13 protein-coding genes are annotated in these 13,929 nt (G+C 56.0%); 6 read left to right on the top strand and 7 right to left on the bottom strand.

The window, feature by feature from the left end; translation table 11 throughout:
• Positions 1-95 precede the first annotated feature (95 nt).
• The 3 genes from ACR0AY_RS09685 (at position 96) to ACR0AY_RS09675 (ending at position 3,031) form a co-directional block, all read left to right on the top strand.
• Complete coding sequence (locus tag ACR0AY_RS09685) at positions 96-890, top strand: IclR family transcriptional regulator (RefSeq protein ID WP_170511958.1); 795 nt, start codon at positions 96-98, stop codon at positions 888-890.
• Positions 887-1,945 (top strand): ABC transporter ATP-binding protein, encoded by a 1,059-nt coding sequence (locus tag ACR0AY_RS09680; RefSeq protein WP_170407775.1) that lies wholly within the window; start codon positions 887-889, stop codon positions 1,943-1,945. Before ACR0AY_RS09685 ends, ACR0AY_RS09680 begins: the two co-directional genes overlap by 4 nt.
• Positions 1,946-2,008: 63 nt before the next feature.
• Complete coding sequence (locus ACR0AY_RS09675) at positions 2,009-3,031, top strand: trans-3-hydroxy-L-proline dehydratase (protein ID WP_170511956.1); 1,023 nt, start codon at positions 2,009-2,011, stop codon at positions 3,029-3,031.
• 37 nt (positions 3,032-3,068) lie between these two features.
• On the opposite strand, the gene ACR0AY_RS09670 is transcribed toward ACR0AY_RS09675, so the two are convergent.
• Positions 3,069-3,650 (bottom strand): YceI family protein, encoded by a 582-nt coding sequence (locus tag ACR0AY_RS09670; protein WP_170511954.1) that lies wholly within the window; start codon positions 3,648-3,650, stop codon positions 3,069-3,071.
• Between the two features lie 98 nt (positions 3,651-3,748).
• Here ACR0AY_RS09670 and ACR0AY_RS09665 point away from each other — a divergent pair, with 98 nt between their 5' ends.
• From ACR0AY_RS09665 to ACR0AY_RS09655, 3 genes are read left to right on the top strand one after another with little or no spacing between them, the layout of a single operon-like run.
• The gene (locus ACR0AY_RS09665) at positions 3,749-4,273 is read left to right on the top strand and encodes an RNA polymerase sigma factor (RefSeq protein ID WP_255612221.1); all 525 of its coding nucleotides are present in this window, start codon (positions 3,749-3,751) and stop codon (positions 4,271-4,273) included.
• Positions 4,270-5,007 (top strand): hypothetical protein, encoded by a 738-nt coding sequence (locus ACR0AY_RS09660; protein ID WP_170511952.1) that lies wholly within the window; start codon positions 4,270-4,272, stop codon positions 5,005-5,007. Before ACR0AY_RS09665 ends, ACR0AY_RS09660 begins: the two co-directional genes overlap by 4 nt.
• Before the next feature lie 59 nt (positions 5,008-5,066).
• Complete coding sequence (locus ACR0AY_RS09655) at positions 5,067-6,146, top strand: helix-turn-helix domain-containing protein (protein WP_170511950.1); 1,080 nt, start codon at positions 5,067-5,069, stop codon at positions 6,144-6,146.
• 174 nt (positions 6,147-6,320) lie between these two features.
• Here the strand turns inward: ACR0AY_RS09655 and ACR0AY_RS09650 are convergent, their stop codons facing one another.
• The 6 genes from ACR0AY_RS09650 to oppB form a co-directional block, all read right to left on the bottom strand.
• On the bottom strand, positions 6,321-7,397 hold the full coding sequence (locus ACR0AY_RS09650; protein ID WP_170511949.1) for a DUF2793 domain-containing protein: 1,077 nt from the start codon (positions 7,395-7,397) through the stop codon (positions 6,321-6,323).
• A 180-nt stretch (positions 7,398-7,577) separates the two neighbouring features.
• Entirely contained in the window at positions 7,578-9,008 is a 1,431-nt protein-coding gene (locus ACR0AY_RS09645) for a mannose-1-phosphate guanylyltransferase/mannose-6-phosphate isomerase (RefSeq protein ID WP_480454075.1), read from the bottom strand.
• Positions 9,009-9,085: 77 nt separating this feature from the next.
• Complete coding sequence (galU, locus tag ACR0AY_RS09640) at positions 9,086-9,979, bottom strand: UTP--glucose-1-phosphate uridylyltransferase GalU (RefSeq protein ID WP_170407796.1); 894 nt, start codon at positions 9,977-9,979, stop codon at positions 9,086-9,088.
• Between the two features lie 246 nt (positions 9,980-10,225).
• A complete protein-coding gene (locus ACR0AY_RS09635) occupies positions 10,226-12,031 on the bottom strand; it encodes an ABC transporter ATP-binding protein (RefSeq protein WP_170511946.1) in 1,806 nt (601 codons plus the stop codon).
• A 1-nt stretch (position 12,032) separates the two neighbouring features.
• Positions 12,033-12,962 (bottom strand): ABC transporter permease subunit, encoded by a 930-nt coding sequence (locus ACR0AY_RS09630; protein ID WP_480454072.1) that lies wholly within the window; start codon positions 12,960-12,962, stop codon positions 12,033-12,035.
• Between the two features lie 10 nt (positions 12,963-12,972).
• The gene (oppB, locus tag ACR0AY_RS09625; protein WP_170422826.1) at positions 12,973-13,896 is read right to left on the bottom strand and encodes an oligopeptide ABC transporter permease OppB; all 924 of its coding nucleotides are present in this window, start codon (positions 13,894-13,896) and stop codon (positions 12,973-12,975) included.
• Between the last annotated feature and the right edge of the window lie 33 nt (positions 13,897-13,929).

Here is a 13,929-nt window from a genome sequence, read left to right as displayed (position 1 = left end):
TTGTTTTATATATTGAAAACTACACATCGACTCGGCTACTCTTGTCAAGACCCTCGTGCCCAAAGCCGAGGGAAAGTGGAGGAGAACAGGCACCCGTGGCAGGTGACGGAACAATAGGAAAAGCATGTGACGTGTTGGAACAGGTCGCGGCCTTCGAACGCCCGGTGCGGTTCGGGGAATTGCTGGAACGCAGTGAATTTCCCAAGGCGACGCTATACCGCTTTCTGCAGTCGCTAACCAATCAGGGCATGCTGCATTACGAACCGGAACGGCAGACCTATTCGCCAGGTATGCGATTGGTGCGACTGGCGCATTCGGCATGGACGCATAGCTCATTAGCTCCAATTGCGCGGCCTTTCCTGGACGCTCTCAGCGCCGAGACAGGGGAGACCGTGCACTTGGCGCAACTTGATTCCGGGCAGGTGCTTTATGTGGATAAGCGCAACGCGCAACGACCAATTGAGATGTATTCCGAGGCCGGCAAGGTCGGCCCGGCCTATTGCACAGGCGTTGGCAAAGCGATGATGGCCTATTTGGACGAGGCACAGTTGGAAAAGACGATCTCGCAACAAAGCTTTCATCGGTTCACTGACAAGACCTTGGCCTCGGAAAAGGCATTGCGGGTTGATCTGGTTAAGATCCGCAGCCGTGGTTACGCAGTTGATGATGAAGAGCATGAGCCTGGCATCATCTGCATTGCCTGCCCGATTCTGACTAACGGGGGCCGCATGTTGGGGGCCCTCTCGGTGACAGGATCGACTGGGCGAATGGATTTCGAACAATTGCAATCTTGGGTGCCGCGCGTCCGGCGCGTCGCTGAACAGATCGGCACAGAAGCACAGGCGTGGCGGTTCCCCGAGGGCCAACAGAATAGGATGCAAGCAACATGACAGGTGTAACCCTGAAAGGCGCGATCAAACGGTATGGCCAGACGCAGGTCATTCACGGGATTGATCTGCAGATTGAAGATGGTGAGTTTTGCGTGTTCGTGGGCCCCTCGGGCTGCGGTAAGTCCACGCTTTTGAGGATGATCGCGGGTTTGGAAGAAACCTCGGACGGGGAAATCCATATCGGCGCACGTGAAGTCACGCATGTGGATCCTGCCAAACGCGGAGTGGCGATGGTTTTTCAAACCTATGCGCTCTATCCTCATATGACCGTGGCCGAGAACATGGGATTTGGTCTGCGGATGAACGGTGTTGCCAAGGCCGAGATTGACCAGAAGGTTCAGGAAGCGTCAAATATTCTGAAGCTCGATCAATATCTGAAACGCAAACCCAAAGCGTTGTCCGGCGGTCAGCGTCAGCGGGTCGCGATCGGGCGTGCCATTGTGCGCGGCCCCGAGGTTTTCCTGTTCGACGAACCGCTCTCGAATCTGGATGCAGAACTTCGCGTGGAAATGCGAGTTGAAATTGCGCGGCTTCATCAGGAAATCGGCGCGACGATGATCTATGTCACGCATGATCAGGTTGAGGCGATGACTATGGCCGACAAGATTGTGGTATTGCGCGACGGTCGGATTGAGCAAGTGGGAGCCCCTATGGACCTGTATCGCGACCCCGACAATAAGTTCGTGGCGGGTTTCATCGGGTCTCCTGCAATGAACTTCCTTGAGTGCGATGTCGTGGACGGCATGGTGCGGCACCCTGCACTTACTGATGATGTCCCGGTCACCGAGAGCGTTCCCAAAGGAGCGACGAAAGTAACATTGGGTATTCGCCCCGAGCATATTCAGGTGGATCGAAACGGTGACACCTGCACAGTTGATCTGACCGAAGCGCTCGGTGGTGTTTCATATTCTTATCTGCTGACGCCAAATGGCGATAAGCTGATTGTGGAAGAACGGGAAGACCAACGCAGTACAACCGGTGACCGCATCGGGCTTTCGGTTCGTCCTGAGCGTGCGATGCTGTTCGATCCTGAGACGGGTCAGCGGCTGCGATAGGGCTTGCCAGACCGGATCTGTTTTGCATGACTGCGCATTATCCATCGGCTTTCAGGAGGCTTAATGCGCAGTTCCAAAACCATCCATGTAATCTCGGCCCATGCTGAAGGCGAAGTGGGCGACGTTATCGTCGGCGGCGTCGCTCCGCCTCCGGGAGAGACGGTATGGGACCAAAGGACCTTTATCGCTGAAGACCAGACATTGCGGGATTTCATGCTGAATGAACCTCGCGGCGGTGTCTTTCGCCATGTGAATCTGCTGGTTCCACCAAAAAACCCCGAGGCCGATGCAGCGTTCATCATCATGGAACCAGAAGACACGCCACCGATGTCAGGCTCCAACTCGATTTGTGTCTCAACGGTTCTGTTGGACAGTGGCATTCTTCCGATGCACGAGCCTGAAACCCATCTGACATTGGAAGCCCCAGGAGGGTTGATCCGCGTCCGCGCCGAATGCCGCAATGGTAAGGCCGAACGTATCTTTGTGCATAATGTGCCAAGTTTCGTCGACAAGCTGGACGCCCGGATCGAGGTTGAGGGCATCGGGACGTTGCGCGTGGATACCGCGTTTGGTGGCGACAGTTTTGCAATTGTCGATGCCGCCGATCTGGGTTTCGAGCTTACCCCTGATGAAGGGGCTGATCTTGCAAGGACTGGCGCGCGCATCACCGATGCTGCCAATGAGCAGCTTGGCTTCGATCACCCTACTAAAGACTGGAGCCACATTTCGTTCTGCCAGATTGCAGGCCCGCTCGATCGTCAGGGCGATATTCTCATCGGACGTAATACTGTCGCCATCAAACCGGGTAAGCTGGATCGTTCACCTTGTGGCACCGGTGCTTCAGCGCGGATGGCGGTTTTGCTGGCCAAGGGAGAAATGACGATGACCGATCGCTACCACGCGCGTTCAGTCATCAACAGTGAATTTCGCTGTCGTATCGTAGAGCGGCATGATCTGAACCGCCGCGTGGCGATCACCCCGGAAATCTCGGGGCGAGGCTGGATTACGGGTACGCACCAGCACATGCTGGACCCCGATGACCCATGGCCTGGCGGCTATCGCCTAAGCGACACTTGGGGGGCATAAGCCGGGGCCAAATTCGACCCAGTACTATTCTTTGGTTTCAACCTTCGAGACTGAACATCAATCGTGCGGTCACCGGTACGGTGCGGGTGATGCTGGGTAGTTGCGCCAACTCCATCAGCTTGTCTACGCCTGCCGAAACGCCCGCATCCTCGGTGCTGATGAACACCATGTCGTTGGTTGAAACCATGACGGTATCTTCGGCCACACGCAGGACAAACATATCGGTGTAGAATTCCACCTCGGTCCCCGCCAGAGCCAGCTTCGCATCCACCTCAATCGTGTTACTGGCCCCCACATCCAGCTTCGACACTTGGTCCATATCAATATTCGCGCTCAATGTCGCGGTCGCGGCCTTGCGAAACACATACTCGATCGTCCTTTCGTTACGGATGTCGATATTCGTTTCGACCGACGACAGATCGATATCGATACTAACCTTGCCATCTTCGCTGACATGACCCGAAAGGTTGGTGAAAGAATTGACCTCTCCAACATCATCGATCTTGACCGTTCCATAAGCCAGATGAGACGCATCCGGGTTTAGTGTCCAATCTGCAGCCAGACCCGGGCCTGCAATAATAGCCGACGCAATCGTGATTGTTTTGAACAGAAGTTTCATTTCTTTCCTCCAGGATCTATGACAGTTCTGACCAAGCGGGCCCGGTCCCATGTCAAAGCAAACACACACAGGTCGCGTTTTATTCGATGAGTGTTGAGATGAGCACCGAACAAGCCGTGCGCGGCGCAATCCAGACCCACTCGAAACGGGTCTGGCGGTTTGGGCTGGCTTTGTCGGGTGCGTCGGACGTTGCGGATGATCTGTTGCAGGCGACGGCATTGCGTGCGTTGGAGAAGCACCACCAGGTCACCTCGTATGAACGGCTGGACAGTTGGCTGATGACGATCTGCCGTTCAATCTGGCTGAACGAGATACGGGCGCGATCCGTAAGAAAGGCGCAGGCGCTTTCAGTCACGCCCGAGGCGGAATTAGTCGCGACAGGGCCTGATTCAGAAACGAATATTTTCGCCGCTCAGGTGTTTACTCAAGTGATGCAGCTGCCAGAGGCGCAACGTGAAACGGTGATGCTTGTGTTTGTCGAAGGCTACAGCTACCGCGAAGCTGCGGATATGCTGGACGTACCCATCGGCACAATCATGAGCCGGCTTTCCAATGCCCGGCAGAAACTGAAAACCGTTATGCAGCACGATGCGGCTGACACCGTGCAACGGAGTGGCAAATGAAGTTTTCCGACGAAACACTTCTGGCCTATCTGGAAGGCAGCCTCGATGAGGCCGAAGCCCGCGCCATCGAAGACGCGGTGGCCGAGGATTCTGCACTCGAACACCGTCTCATGGCGCTCGACCCATTTGCCCAGGTTGTGCAGCAGGCTTTTGAAGGCATTCCAACTGAGGCGCCTTCGATCGATCTGCCCATTCCGAGCGCTCAACAATCCAATGCCGGACCGCTCCGTTTGCTGGCGGTCGCAGCCTCAGTTGCTGTTATTGCTGCGTCTGCAACATTCTGGGCCACGCGACCACAGGCATTGGGCTGGGCGGAGCAGGCTGCGATCTATCAATCGCTTTATTCACCGGACACGATTGCCGATCTGGACAATTCTCAGCAAACCCTGGACGCGCAGTTTGTTCAGGCCGAGGCTCAGTTGGGTCGTTCACTGAACCGGGACGTGTTGGAAAATCTGCCGGGCCTTGATCTGAAACGTGCTCAGGTGCTGTCGTTCAAAGGTAAACCTTTGGTGCAGGTGGTCTTTGCTGACGCCCAGGGCAATCCGGTGGCGTTTTGTGTGATCCGGCAAGGCGCGGGAGCACCGGTCAAGGATGTGAACCTTGCGGTGCTCAGTGGTCTTGCGACAGCGACATGGGCGAATGATGGCTACGGCTATATGCTGTTGGGTGGAGATGCGCAAACAGACCTGAGTGGAGAACTAAGTGTTTTGACCGAGGCGTTCTCAGGCTGAGCGACAAGAATCCGCAAAACCACTTGTGAACCGCGGTAAATGCCCGAAGAATACCCGACATGAAGCCGAACCCTCAGATATCGGACCCGGATGATGAGGCCTTGGAAGAAGGGCCGCGCAGCATCTATGACACCGATCCGCCGGAAGACGAGGATTTGTGGTTCCTCCCGCCTGACGGCGACGAAGGTCCCGAAGAATTTCTGCCCTCTGTCCCGAGAGCGGACCAGCGTATGCTGTTCGATCCAAGGGACTGGCGCGCGGCCCAATCCGAGTTATCGGCTGAACTGGCCGATCTGGCTGTGACATTTGGAGCTCTGGATGAACGTTTGCGCGCGGGCCCCAAAGGGTGGGGTCACCGTCTGGCCCTGATGGAGGTCTCGGATCTGGGCTGGTGGACGGGCGACCGGATCAGCGTCGACCGCCTTGCACTTTGGACCGGTTTGCGGATCGGAGCAACCAGCGACGATGTGCAGGCACTATATCGGGCAGGATGGGCTGTAAGGCGGCTGTCGTCGAGTGCTGCGCCATCAGAGGGCGGATGGGAGGCCGGGCTGACCGCTTTTCTAGACCGTCAGGCCCAAGGTTTCGAAGATACACCCGAAGCAGTGATTGATCTGGCGGAAACCATGCGAAATGTCGCCGGTTTGCACCCGGTTACCCAGGCCGCCATCGGATTTCACGCGTGGCGCGCGTTGTCTCCGGGCATTGGACAGGATACTGAAGCCGCTGTCATTGCAGCCCGCCATGCGGCCGCGATGGGACGAGGTGGCGCATTGTTCATGCCGCTTTCTTTGTCGGGGCCAGGTGCATTGCGGGGGGCTGGGTCACTGGACGAGAAACTTTCGGCCTGGATTCGAGGGGCGGGTCAGGCCTCACTTGCGGCGTTGCTGCATCTGGACCGGATCAGCGCTTGGGAAACTCGCGCCCGCGACGCCGTTTCGGACCTGAGCGGTCGAACCCCACCCGTGCTGATCGATGCATTGGCGGCTTGGCCGATGGTTTCCGCCCCGCTGGCCGAAGAACTGACCCATGCCTCGCGTGCAGCGGCACAGCGAAATCTGGACAAATTCAGCGATAGGGGGCTGATCCGCGAAGTAACTGGGCAGGGTCGATATCGCGTATGGACGGCGGCCTTGTAACTGGCCTTGATCTGCATCTTTCGTAAAGGGCGAAGTGATCGGGTTGTTATTTGGGGTCCCGGTATCGGTCTTGAGGACGGGATACGACAGACCAATGCAGGGTACTTGGACCAGTCAGAAACCAATTTGCAAGAACAATAACCGTCCGGGCGATGGCCCGGACGGTCTTGAACGTCAGAACCAACGTCCGACTGAGATCACTGTTGGTGCAATGCCAGTAGCGTCCGAGGATGACGCCATTACTTGATACGTCGCCTGAGTCTCTGAAGGTGCGTCAAACCCCATAAATCGGCCAGTTCCGCCGCCATTCCCGCTGAGAGCGGGGGAACTGTCGGCAGCAAAGGCCATTGGGAAATCCCAAGTGGCGGCACCGCTGGCGAATAAACTGCCGGTTGCGGTGGTGCACGCCACAGCACTCAGAGTGGCGGTGCAAATCTGGGTTCCGTCTGCAAAGCGCGTGTAGTCGCCGTTCGCATTGCTGCCCCTCTCGATTACCGCACCGCTGGGTAGGCCGCTGCTTTCGGATACGGTGCCTAGCACATTACCCGGTCCGTAGCCGTAATCTGCCCGCATTAGGCGACCCGGGGTTGTATCATCCGCGCTGTTTTGCACAGCCGCTCCGCTGGCTGTTCCGGTTGTGGCGTCAAACCGCAGGGCCTCGGCCCAGTTTCCGCCATCCGGCGAAACTTTGATCGAAAAATCCGTGTTGCCAGACAGACCCATCTCGGCATGGCCGGTCCAGTTCGATTGAAACAGCAGCGAGGCAGTATCACCGGCACCAGCCTTGTTGATCTTGAGTTGGTGGCCAGCGCCCTCATGCGTCAACAAGGTGGCGGGGCTACGTACGGCCAGACGGTTTGTGCTGTCTGATCCGGTTGCGATGCCGATCCCGGAAAGGTTATGTGTATTGACCGGCGGGTCGATCCACGCCGACCCGTCCCAGACTTTCAACAGCCCTGCATTTTGATCCCAGGCCCGCCAGCCCATGTCGGGAGTCAAGAAATGCCACCCGTTGTCCAACCAAGCCGCCAGTTTTCCATCTTGTCCGGACCATGCCGCGGTCGGAGACGTGCCCAATGCATAGGTTTCACCCTGATCAGGAGCAGCTGGTGGGATAGTCGCGTTAACGGACGCAACGCTTAGCTGCACCACCAGATCTAGCGCACGCAGCGCTTCGTTATGGGTCACATGTTTTTGGGCCTGCGCGGGTTGCAGATAGGGCAGATTTAGACGGGGAGAGTTCTGTGGCATGGGCATCCTCCTGTGGTGTCGGTCCGATGATGATTGCGCGCCACACTGCCGTGATGTGCGTAAATCCCGCCTGACCCAGCCGAACGCCCAGGTTTCGAATTTTTAAGATTTGGTCTCAGAAATATGGAGACATCTGCCTTGCAGATGCCCCAAACTTGGATCAGTTCTTGAAATCAGATCTCAGTCACGAGCGTAGACATCTTCGTAGCGAATAATGTCATCTTCACCCAAATAGGTCCCGGTCTGCACCTCGATAAGAACCATTGGCACTTTGCCTGGGTTTACCATCCGGTGCACGGCCCCGAGCGGCACATAGACGGATTCATTCTCAGACACGAGCTGTACCTTGTCGTCAATAGTCACCTCGGCGGTGCCTTCCACGACAATCCAATGCTCGGACCGATGGTGATGCGATTGCAAGCTCAGCGAAGCGCCGGGATGGACGTGAATGCGTTTGACCTGAAACCGATCGCCGATGACGAGGCTTTCGAACCATCCCCAAGGGCGATGATCAACGGGCAATGCTTCCGCCTGCTTGGCACCTTTTGCCTTCAATGCTGCGACGGCCTGCTTGACGTCTTGCGCCCGGTCCATGCTGGCGACCAAAACCGCGTCAGACATAGCCACGGTGATTACGTTCTCTAACCCCATTGCAACAACTTCTTGCGCGGGCGATTCAGAACGCACCAGCACGTTGCGACAATCTATGGCGGTCACTTCGCCGGCAGTTGCAACGCCGTCCGTATCGGGGTTGCTCAGCTCTTGTACGGCAGACCAGCTGCCCACGTCTGACCACCCGGCGGCATAAGGGACAACGCTGAGATTGTCGGCCTTCTCCATAACCGCATAGTCGATAGAGATGTCCTGAACCGTCGCCCAGGCCTCGGGATCTAACCGCAGGAAGCCCAGATCACACTGCGCCTGTTCAACCGCCTTCTTAACGGGCGTTATTAGATCATGTGCATGCTGGCCGAACGCCTCAAGGATATCTCGGACCGCGAACAAAAAGATGCCCGAGTTCCAAAGATAACTCCCTTCAGCCACCATTGCCTTGGCGTTTTCAAGATCGGGTTTTTCAACGAACCGGTCAAGTTGCACAGAAGCGCCTGACGAGTCCGGTGCTTGGGCGAGCTTAAGGTAGCCATATCCGGTTTCGGGTCGGTCGGGTGTGATCCCAAACGTCACCAGATCTCCACGCTCGGCTATTGTGCGGACCCCTTCGGCGACGGCCGCATGAAAGGCCGCACTGTCTGGAATGACGTGATCCGACGCGGCCACCAGCATCATCGCGTCGGGGTCAGTGGATGAAAGGTGCAGGGCAGCGGCCAGCACTGCAGGTGCAGTATTGCGTCCTTCGGGTTCGATCAAGATCGGACCCGGATCGACTCCGATGGCCATCAATTGTTCAGGGACAACAAAGCGGAAAGCCTCGTTGGTCAGGATCAGAGGTTTGGCGTAAGGCGTGTCGGTCGGGCCTTTCAACCGCTCGGCACATTGCTGCAGCAGGCTGGTTTCACCAATCAGCGGAACAAACTGTTTGGGGTAGCTTTTACGCGACAACGGCCAAAGCCGAGTGCCGGATCCGCCACATAAAATTACAGGATAGACCATGCTCACGGTGCCTGCCCCTTCTGAACCTTTTAGCTTAAACTATTGAATTGAAATCGGAATAGCTGACATAACTAGGCCTACTGCGCGGCCCGATCAGATGCCACGACTTCATGCAGATATTGGTTTAGGTCGTCGCGCAGATCATCGCGGGCCAATGCGAACGAGACCGTTGCTTGCAGAAAGCCAGCCTTTGAACCACAATCGAACCGCTGTCCATCAAACTTGTAGCCAAAAACAGGAACACCATTGCCTATATCCTCGGCAATAGCGTCGGTCAGTTGGATTTCGCCGCCACTTCCCTTCTTTTTCTGGTTCAGATTGTATAGAACCGAAGGACCTAAGATGTAACGACCGATCACCGCTAGATTGGATGGCGCGTCCTCGGGTTTCGGTTTTTCAACCATTCCTTTGGCACGGACAACCGTTCCAACATTCTGGCCGGTATCCAGAATACCGTAGGAGCTGGTTTTTTCGTTGGGAACTTCCATCGCGGCGACCATGTTGCCGCCGGTTTCCTCATAGGCTTCGACCATCTGCTGTAGGCAGGGTTTGTCGGCGGCAATCACATCGTCGGGCAGCATCACGGCAAAGGGTTCATCCCCGATCAGTCGACGGGCGCACCAGACCGCATGCCCCAATCCCAAAGCCTTGTGTTGACGGATATAGGCAATTGCTCCGCTTTCCATATTGGTTGCGTTCAATACTTCAAGCAGTTCGTCTTTGCCCTTGGACTTGAGGTCTTGTTCCAGCACGAGATTGTGATCGAAATAGTCCTCAAGCGCTGACTTTCCGCGCGATGTCACGAAGATGAATTCAGTGATCCCGGCCGCACGCGCTTCGTCGATGGCATATTGGACCAGTGGACGATCAACCAATGTCATGATTTCCTTTGGCACCGACTTTGTCGCCGGAAGAAACCGAGTGCCCATTCCCGCTACGGGAAATATCGCCTTGGTGACTTTGCGTACCATATTACCTCACTAATTCTATATATTGCCGACGACTCTCGGTGATGCCGGAGCCCCCACATATAATCTAAAATCCTACCAATCAATCACACCCGGCTGGTCTGTTACGGGTTCGCTGGAATCTGCCATTAACTTAAGGGCAGAGTCAAAACGAAACACGATCGAAAGCGGGATCAAGGAACTAATCCACTAATCACTTGTTCTATGAAGTTTAAGACGCGCCCGATAGATCGGATCGGGCGCGTAAGCTTATGCATTGGCCATAATCGCCTCAAGCGGATCGTGTTCGGCGACGAAGTGATCCGGGGCAACCTCACTGAGTTGAGGTACATAGTCGGTCTCACCCATAGACAATCTGCTGGGCAAAAAGCGCAGAGCCGCTTTCGGATCCATGGGAGAAGGCAATTCTCCCGGTAGTTTAAGCCTTTGGCGGCTGCGCTCGACATCCGGATCAGGGATCGGAACCGCCGAGATCAGGGACTGGGTGTAAGGGTGTTTCGGCTCGGAACAGATCACTTCACCATCGCCCAATTCAACGATGCGACCCAGATACAGAACCATGATCCGGTTCGAAACCGCCCTTACCACAGACAAATCGTGGCTGATGAAGATCATCGATAGGCCAAACTCTTGTTGCAATTCACGCAACAATCCCACGATCTGGGCTTGAATAGACACATCCAGCGCCGAGACCGCCTCGTCACAGATAATCAGCTTTGGTTTGTTGATCATGGCACGCGCGATTCCTACACGCTGGTTTTGCCCCCCGGATAGTTCGTGCGGATATCGGTTGATCATGTTGGCCTTCAAGCCAACACGCTCCATCATCTCGGCGACCAACTCCTTGCGTTCCCGCTCGGTCAGATCCGGGCGATAGGTTTTCAGCGGTTCCGCGATCGAGGCCGAGATCGTCATCCGTGGATCAAGGCTCGCCAGCGGGTCCTGAAACACGATCTGCAGGTCCTTGCGGTACTTGTTCAACTCGGCCCGTTTCAGCCCGACGATCGGATGCCCCAGCCAGCTGACATTACCCGCGCTGGGTTCGATCAATTGCAGCACAGCCCGGGCCAGCGTGGATTTGCCACAGCCGGATTCTCCAACAACACCCAGGGTCTCGCCCTTTCGGATGTCGAAACTCACGCCATCAACGGCTTTCAGCGGCACCTTATGTCCAAAAAGACCACCCGAGACATGGATCGGGAAATGCACCTTGACGTCATCCACTTTCAGTAACGGTTCTTCCGTCTGCGTAAGAGCTTTCGGAGCATCGCCCGCATCAATTCGCGGCATCGCCTCAAGTAGTGTGCGGGTATAATCATGCTGAGGAGAACGAAAGACTTCGCGCGTGTCACCGGCCTCCACAAACTCACCCATACGCATGACTTGAATATTGTCGCACATGCGCGCAACAACGCCCATGTCATGGGTGATCAGAGCTATGGCCGTACCTTCATCCTTTTGCAACCGTACCATCAGGTCCAAAATGTCGGCCTGAACGGTCACATCCAACGCAGTAGTCGGCTCATCCGCGATCAAAAGTTTGGGATTACACAGCATCGACATGGCGATCATCACACGCTGACGCATGCCGCCAGACAATTCATGTGGATATTGATCCAGCCGCCGTTTCGCTTCGGGAATGCGAACGCGATTCAGCCAGTCAAGGCAACGTTGGCGGGCAGCCGAGCCTTGCAAACCTTCGTGAACCTGTAGCACTTCGCGCATCTGCTGGCCGACTCGCAGATGTGGGGTCAGGGCGGTCAGCGGATCCTGAAAAATCATGCCGACGTCTGAGCCACGAATCTTGTTGATTTTGTTCACAGGTAGATTCAGGATCTCCTGACCATTCAGCAAAGCAGAACCAGACGCATGGCCAGCGGAGGGCAACAGCCCCATCGCTGCCATGAACGTCTGGCTTTTGCCCGAGCCACTTTCGCCGACGATGCCCAGACATTCGCCGGGATTGATGTCGAAACTGATGCCTTTTACAGCCTCAACCACGCCATCGGGCGTATCAAATCGGACGCTCAGGTCCTTAACGGAAAACAGACTCATATCAGCGATCCTTCGGGTCCAAAGCGTCGCGTAGCCCGTCACCGATGAAGAACATGGTGATGATGATGGCGACATAAAAAGTAAGAGGGAACATCAGCTGCCATAGCGTACCATACGCCATGGTGCCAGCCCCTTCAGCGATCAGGCGGCCCAACGATGTGTAGGGTTCTGAGATCCCGAGGCCCAGGAACGAGATGAAACTTTCGGTCAGGATCATCTCAGGCACCAGTAACGAAGCGTACACGATCACAACGCCCAACAGGTTGGGCAGAATGTGTCGGTACATGATGGTGAACTCACTGACACCGGCGGCGCGCGCGGCTTCGATAAACTCGCGGTTCTTGAGGGTCAGGGTTTGCCCCCGAACAATCCGTGCCATCGTCAGCCAACCAACAGCGCCCAAGGCGATGAACAGCATGAAAAAGGATCTTCCCGCCACGACAAGCAGCAAAATGATGATCAGTGTTGCCGGAATTGCAAGCAGGATGTCCACGAACCGCATCATGGCACTGTCGGTGCGCCCGCCAATATATCCAGCGGTGATGCCATAGCAGGTGCCGACGATCAGAGCGGTCGCGGCCCCGATCAAACCGACCAGCAGCGATGTGGTGGTGGCCTGAATGACACGGCTGTATAGGTCGCGCCCCAGATCATCGACGCCGAAAAAGTGTCCGGTTTCGATGGACGGCATGCCCATGCCGCGCACGTCCCCCATGACGTTCCAATCGATCTCTTCATTGTTCCAGACCGCGAAGTAAGGCCCAACAATTGTGAACAACACGATCAGACCTAAAATGAAAACGCTGGCCATTGCGGCCTTGTTGCGGACAAAACGTATCCGTGCGTCCTGCCAAAGCGAGCGCCCCTGAATGACCGTGTAATCAGCGATTTCCTCGGCCAGATGGGCGGCTTTTTGTGATTTTCCAAGCATTGCCTGCCCCTCAGTATCGGATTTTTGGATCGAACCAGGCATAAGCCAGGTCGGTCAGAAGGTTCACAACCACGGTCAACGCGCCGTAAAGAATGGTGACCCCCAGCAGCACAGCATAGTCGCGAGACAAAGCCGAGCCGACATAGGCCTGCCCCAGACCACCGGTTGAGAAATAGATGTCGACAAATACCGAACCGGTCAGAACGTAGACAAAAACCGGCCCGAGGTACGAGACAACGGGAAGCAATGTCGGCTTAAGCGCATGGCGCCAGATCACGGTTCTTGTCGGCAATCCCTTGGCCCGTGCAGTTCGAATGAAGTTCGAGTTCAGAACCTCCAGCATCGATGACCGCGTAATCCTTGCGATCGATCCCATGTAGGACGTCGCCAACGCAATGACCGGCATAACCAGATACTGCCATTGACCACCATGCCAACCGCCGCCCGGCAGCCACCCCAACCACAGGGTAAAGGTCAGGATCAGGATCGGCCCCATGATGAAGTTCGGAAGCGCCTGAGCGGCGATACCCAGACCCACCGCAAAGTAGTCAATCCAGCTGTTGTGTTTGATTGCAGCGGCAATTCCCAGCGCGACGCCAACGGAAGTTGCAACAAGGAAAGACAACGAACCATAGGTCAGCGAAATCGGGAAACCCTGCGCGATGATGTCGTTCACATCCCGATCCTTGAATTTGAAGGACGGTCCGAAATCAAAATGCACCACGATGTTGTACAGATAGTCCCAAAGCTGTTTCCACAGCGGTTGGTCCAATCCATAACGCGCCTCGATATTGGCCAGAACCTGCGGCGGCAATGGCCGTTCCGAGGTGAATGGCCCGCCAGGCGCGATGTGCATGAGGAAAAAGCAGGCGACGATCAATAACAGGATCGTCGGAATAGCGACCAGCAGCCGCTTTAAACTGTAGGCAAGCATTTCATGCCCCCGTGTTTATTGGCCCTGCCCCGG

It is taken from the genome of Ruegeria sp. A5, assembly GCF_056543005.1.
The sequence above is the reverse complement of the archived record's forward strand: the minus strand, read 5'-3'. Positions and strand labels throughout refer to the sequence as shown.

Bases quoted from the DNA above. Each gene is read 5' to 3' on its own strand.
- ACR0AY_RS09680 (WP_170407775.1), top strand. From the start codon at position 887: ATGACAGGTGTAACCCTGAAAGGCGCGATCAAACGGTATGGCCAGACG.
- ACR0AY_RS09675 (WP_170511956.1), top strand. From the start codon at position 2,009: ATGCGCAGTTCCAAAACCATCCATGTAATCTCGGCCCATGCTGAAGGC.
- ACR0AY_RS09670 (WP_170511954.1), bottom strand. From the start codon at position 3,650: ATGAAACTTCTGTTCAAAACAATCACGATTGCGTCGGCTATTATTGCA.
- ACR0AY_RS09665 (WP_255612221.1), top strand. From the start codon at position 3,749: ATGAGCACCGAACAAGCCGTGCGCGGCGCAATCCAGACCCACTCGAAA.
- ACR0AY_RS09660 (WP_170511952.1), top strand. From the start codon at position 4,270: ATGAAGTTTTCCGACGAAACACTTCTGGCCTATCTGGAAGGCAGCCTC.
- ACR0AY_RS09655 (WP_170511950.1), top strand. From the start codon at position 5,067: ATGAAGCCGAACCCTCAGATATCGGACCCGGATGATGAGGCCTTGGAA.
- ACR0AY_RS09650 (WP_170511949.1), bottom strand. From the start codon at position 7,397: ATGCCACAGAACTCTCCCCGTCTAAATCTGCCCTATCTGCAACCCGCG.
- ACR0AY_RS09645 (WP_480454075.1), bottom strand. From the start codon at position 9,008: ATGGTCTATCCTGTAATTTTATGTGGCGGATCCGGCACTCGGCTTTGG.
- galU (WP_170407796.1), bottom strand. From the start codon at position 9,979: ATGGTACGCAAAGTCACCAAGGCGATATTTCCCGTAGCGGGAATGGGC.
- ACR0AY_RS09635 (WP_170511946.1), bottom strand. From the start codon at position 12,031: ATGAGTCTGTTTTCCGTTAAGGACCTGAGCGTCCGATTTGATACGCCC.
- ACR0AY_RS09630 (WP_480454072.1), bottom strand. From the start codon at position 12,962: ATGCTTGGAAAATCACAAAAAGCCGCCCATCTGGCCGAGGAAATCGCT.
- oppB (WP_170422826.1), bottom strand. From the start codon at position 13,896: ATGCTTGCCTACAGTTTAAAGCGGCTGCTGGTCGCTATTCCGACGATC.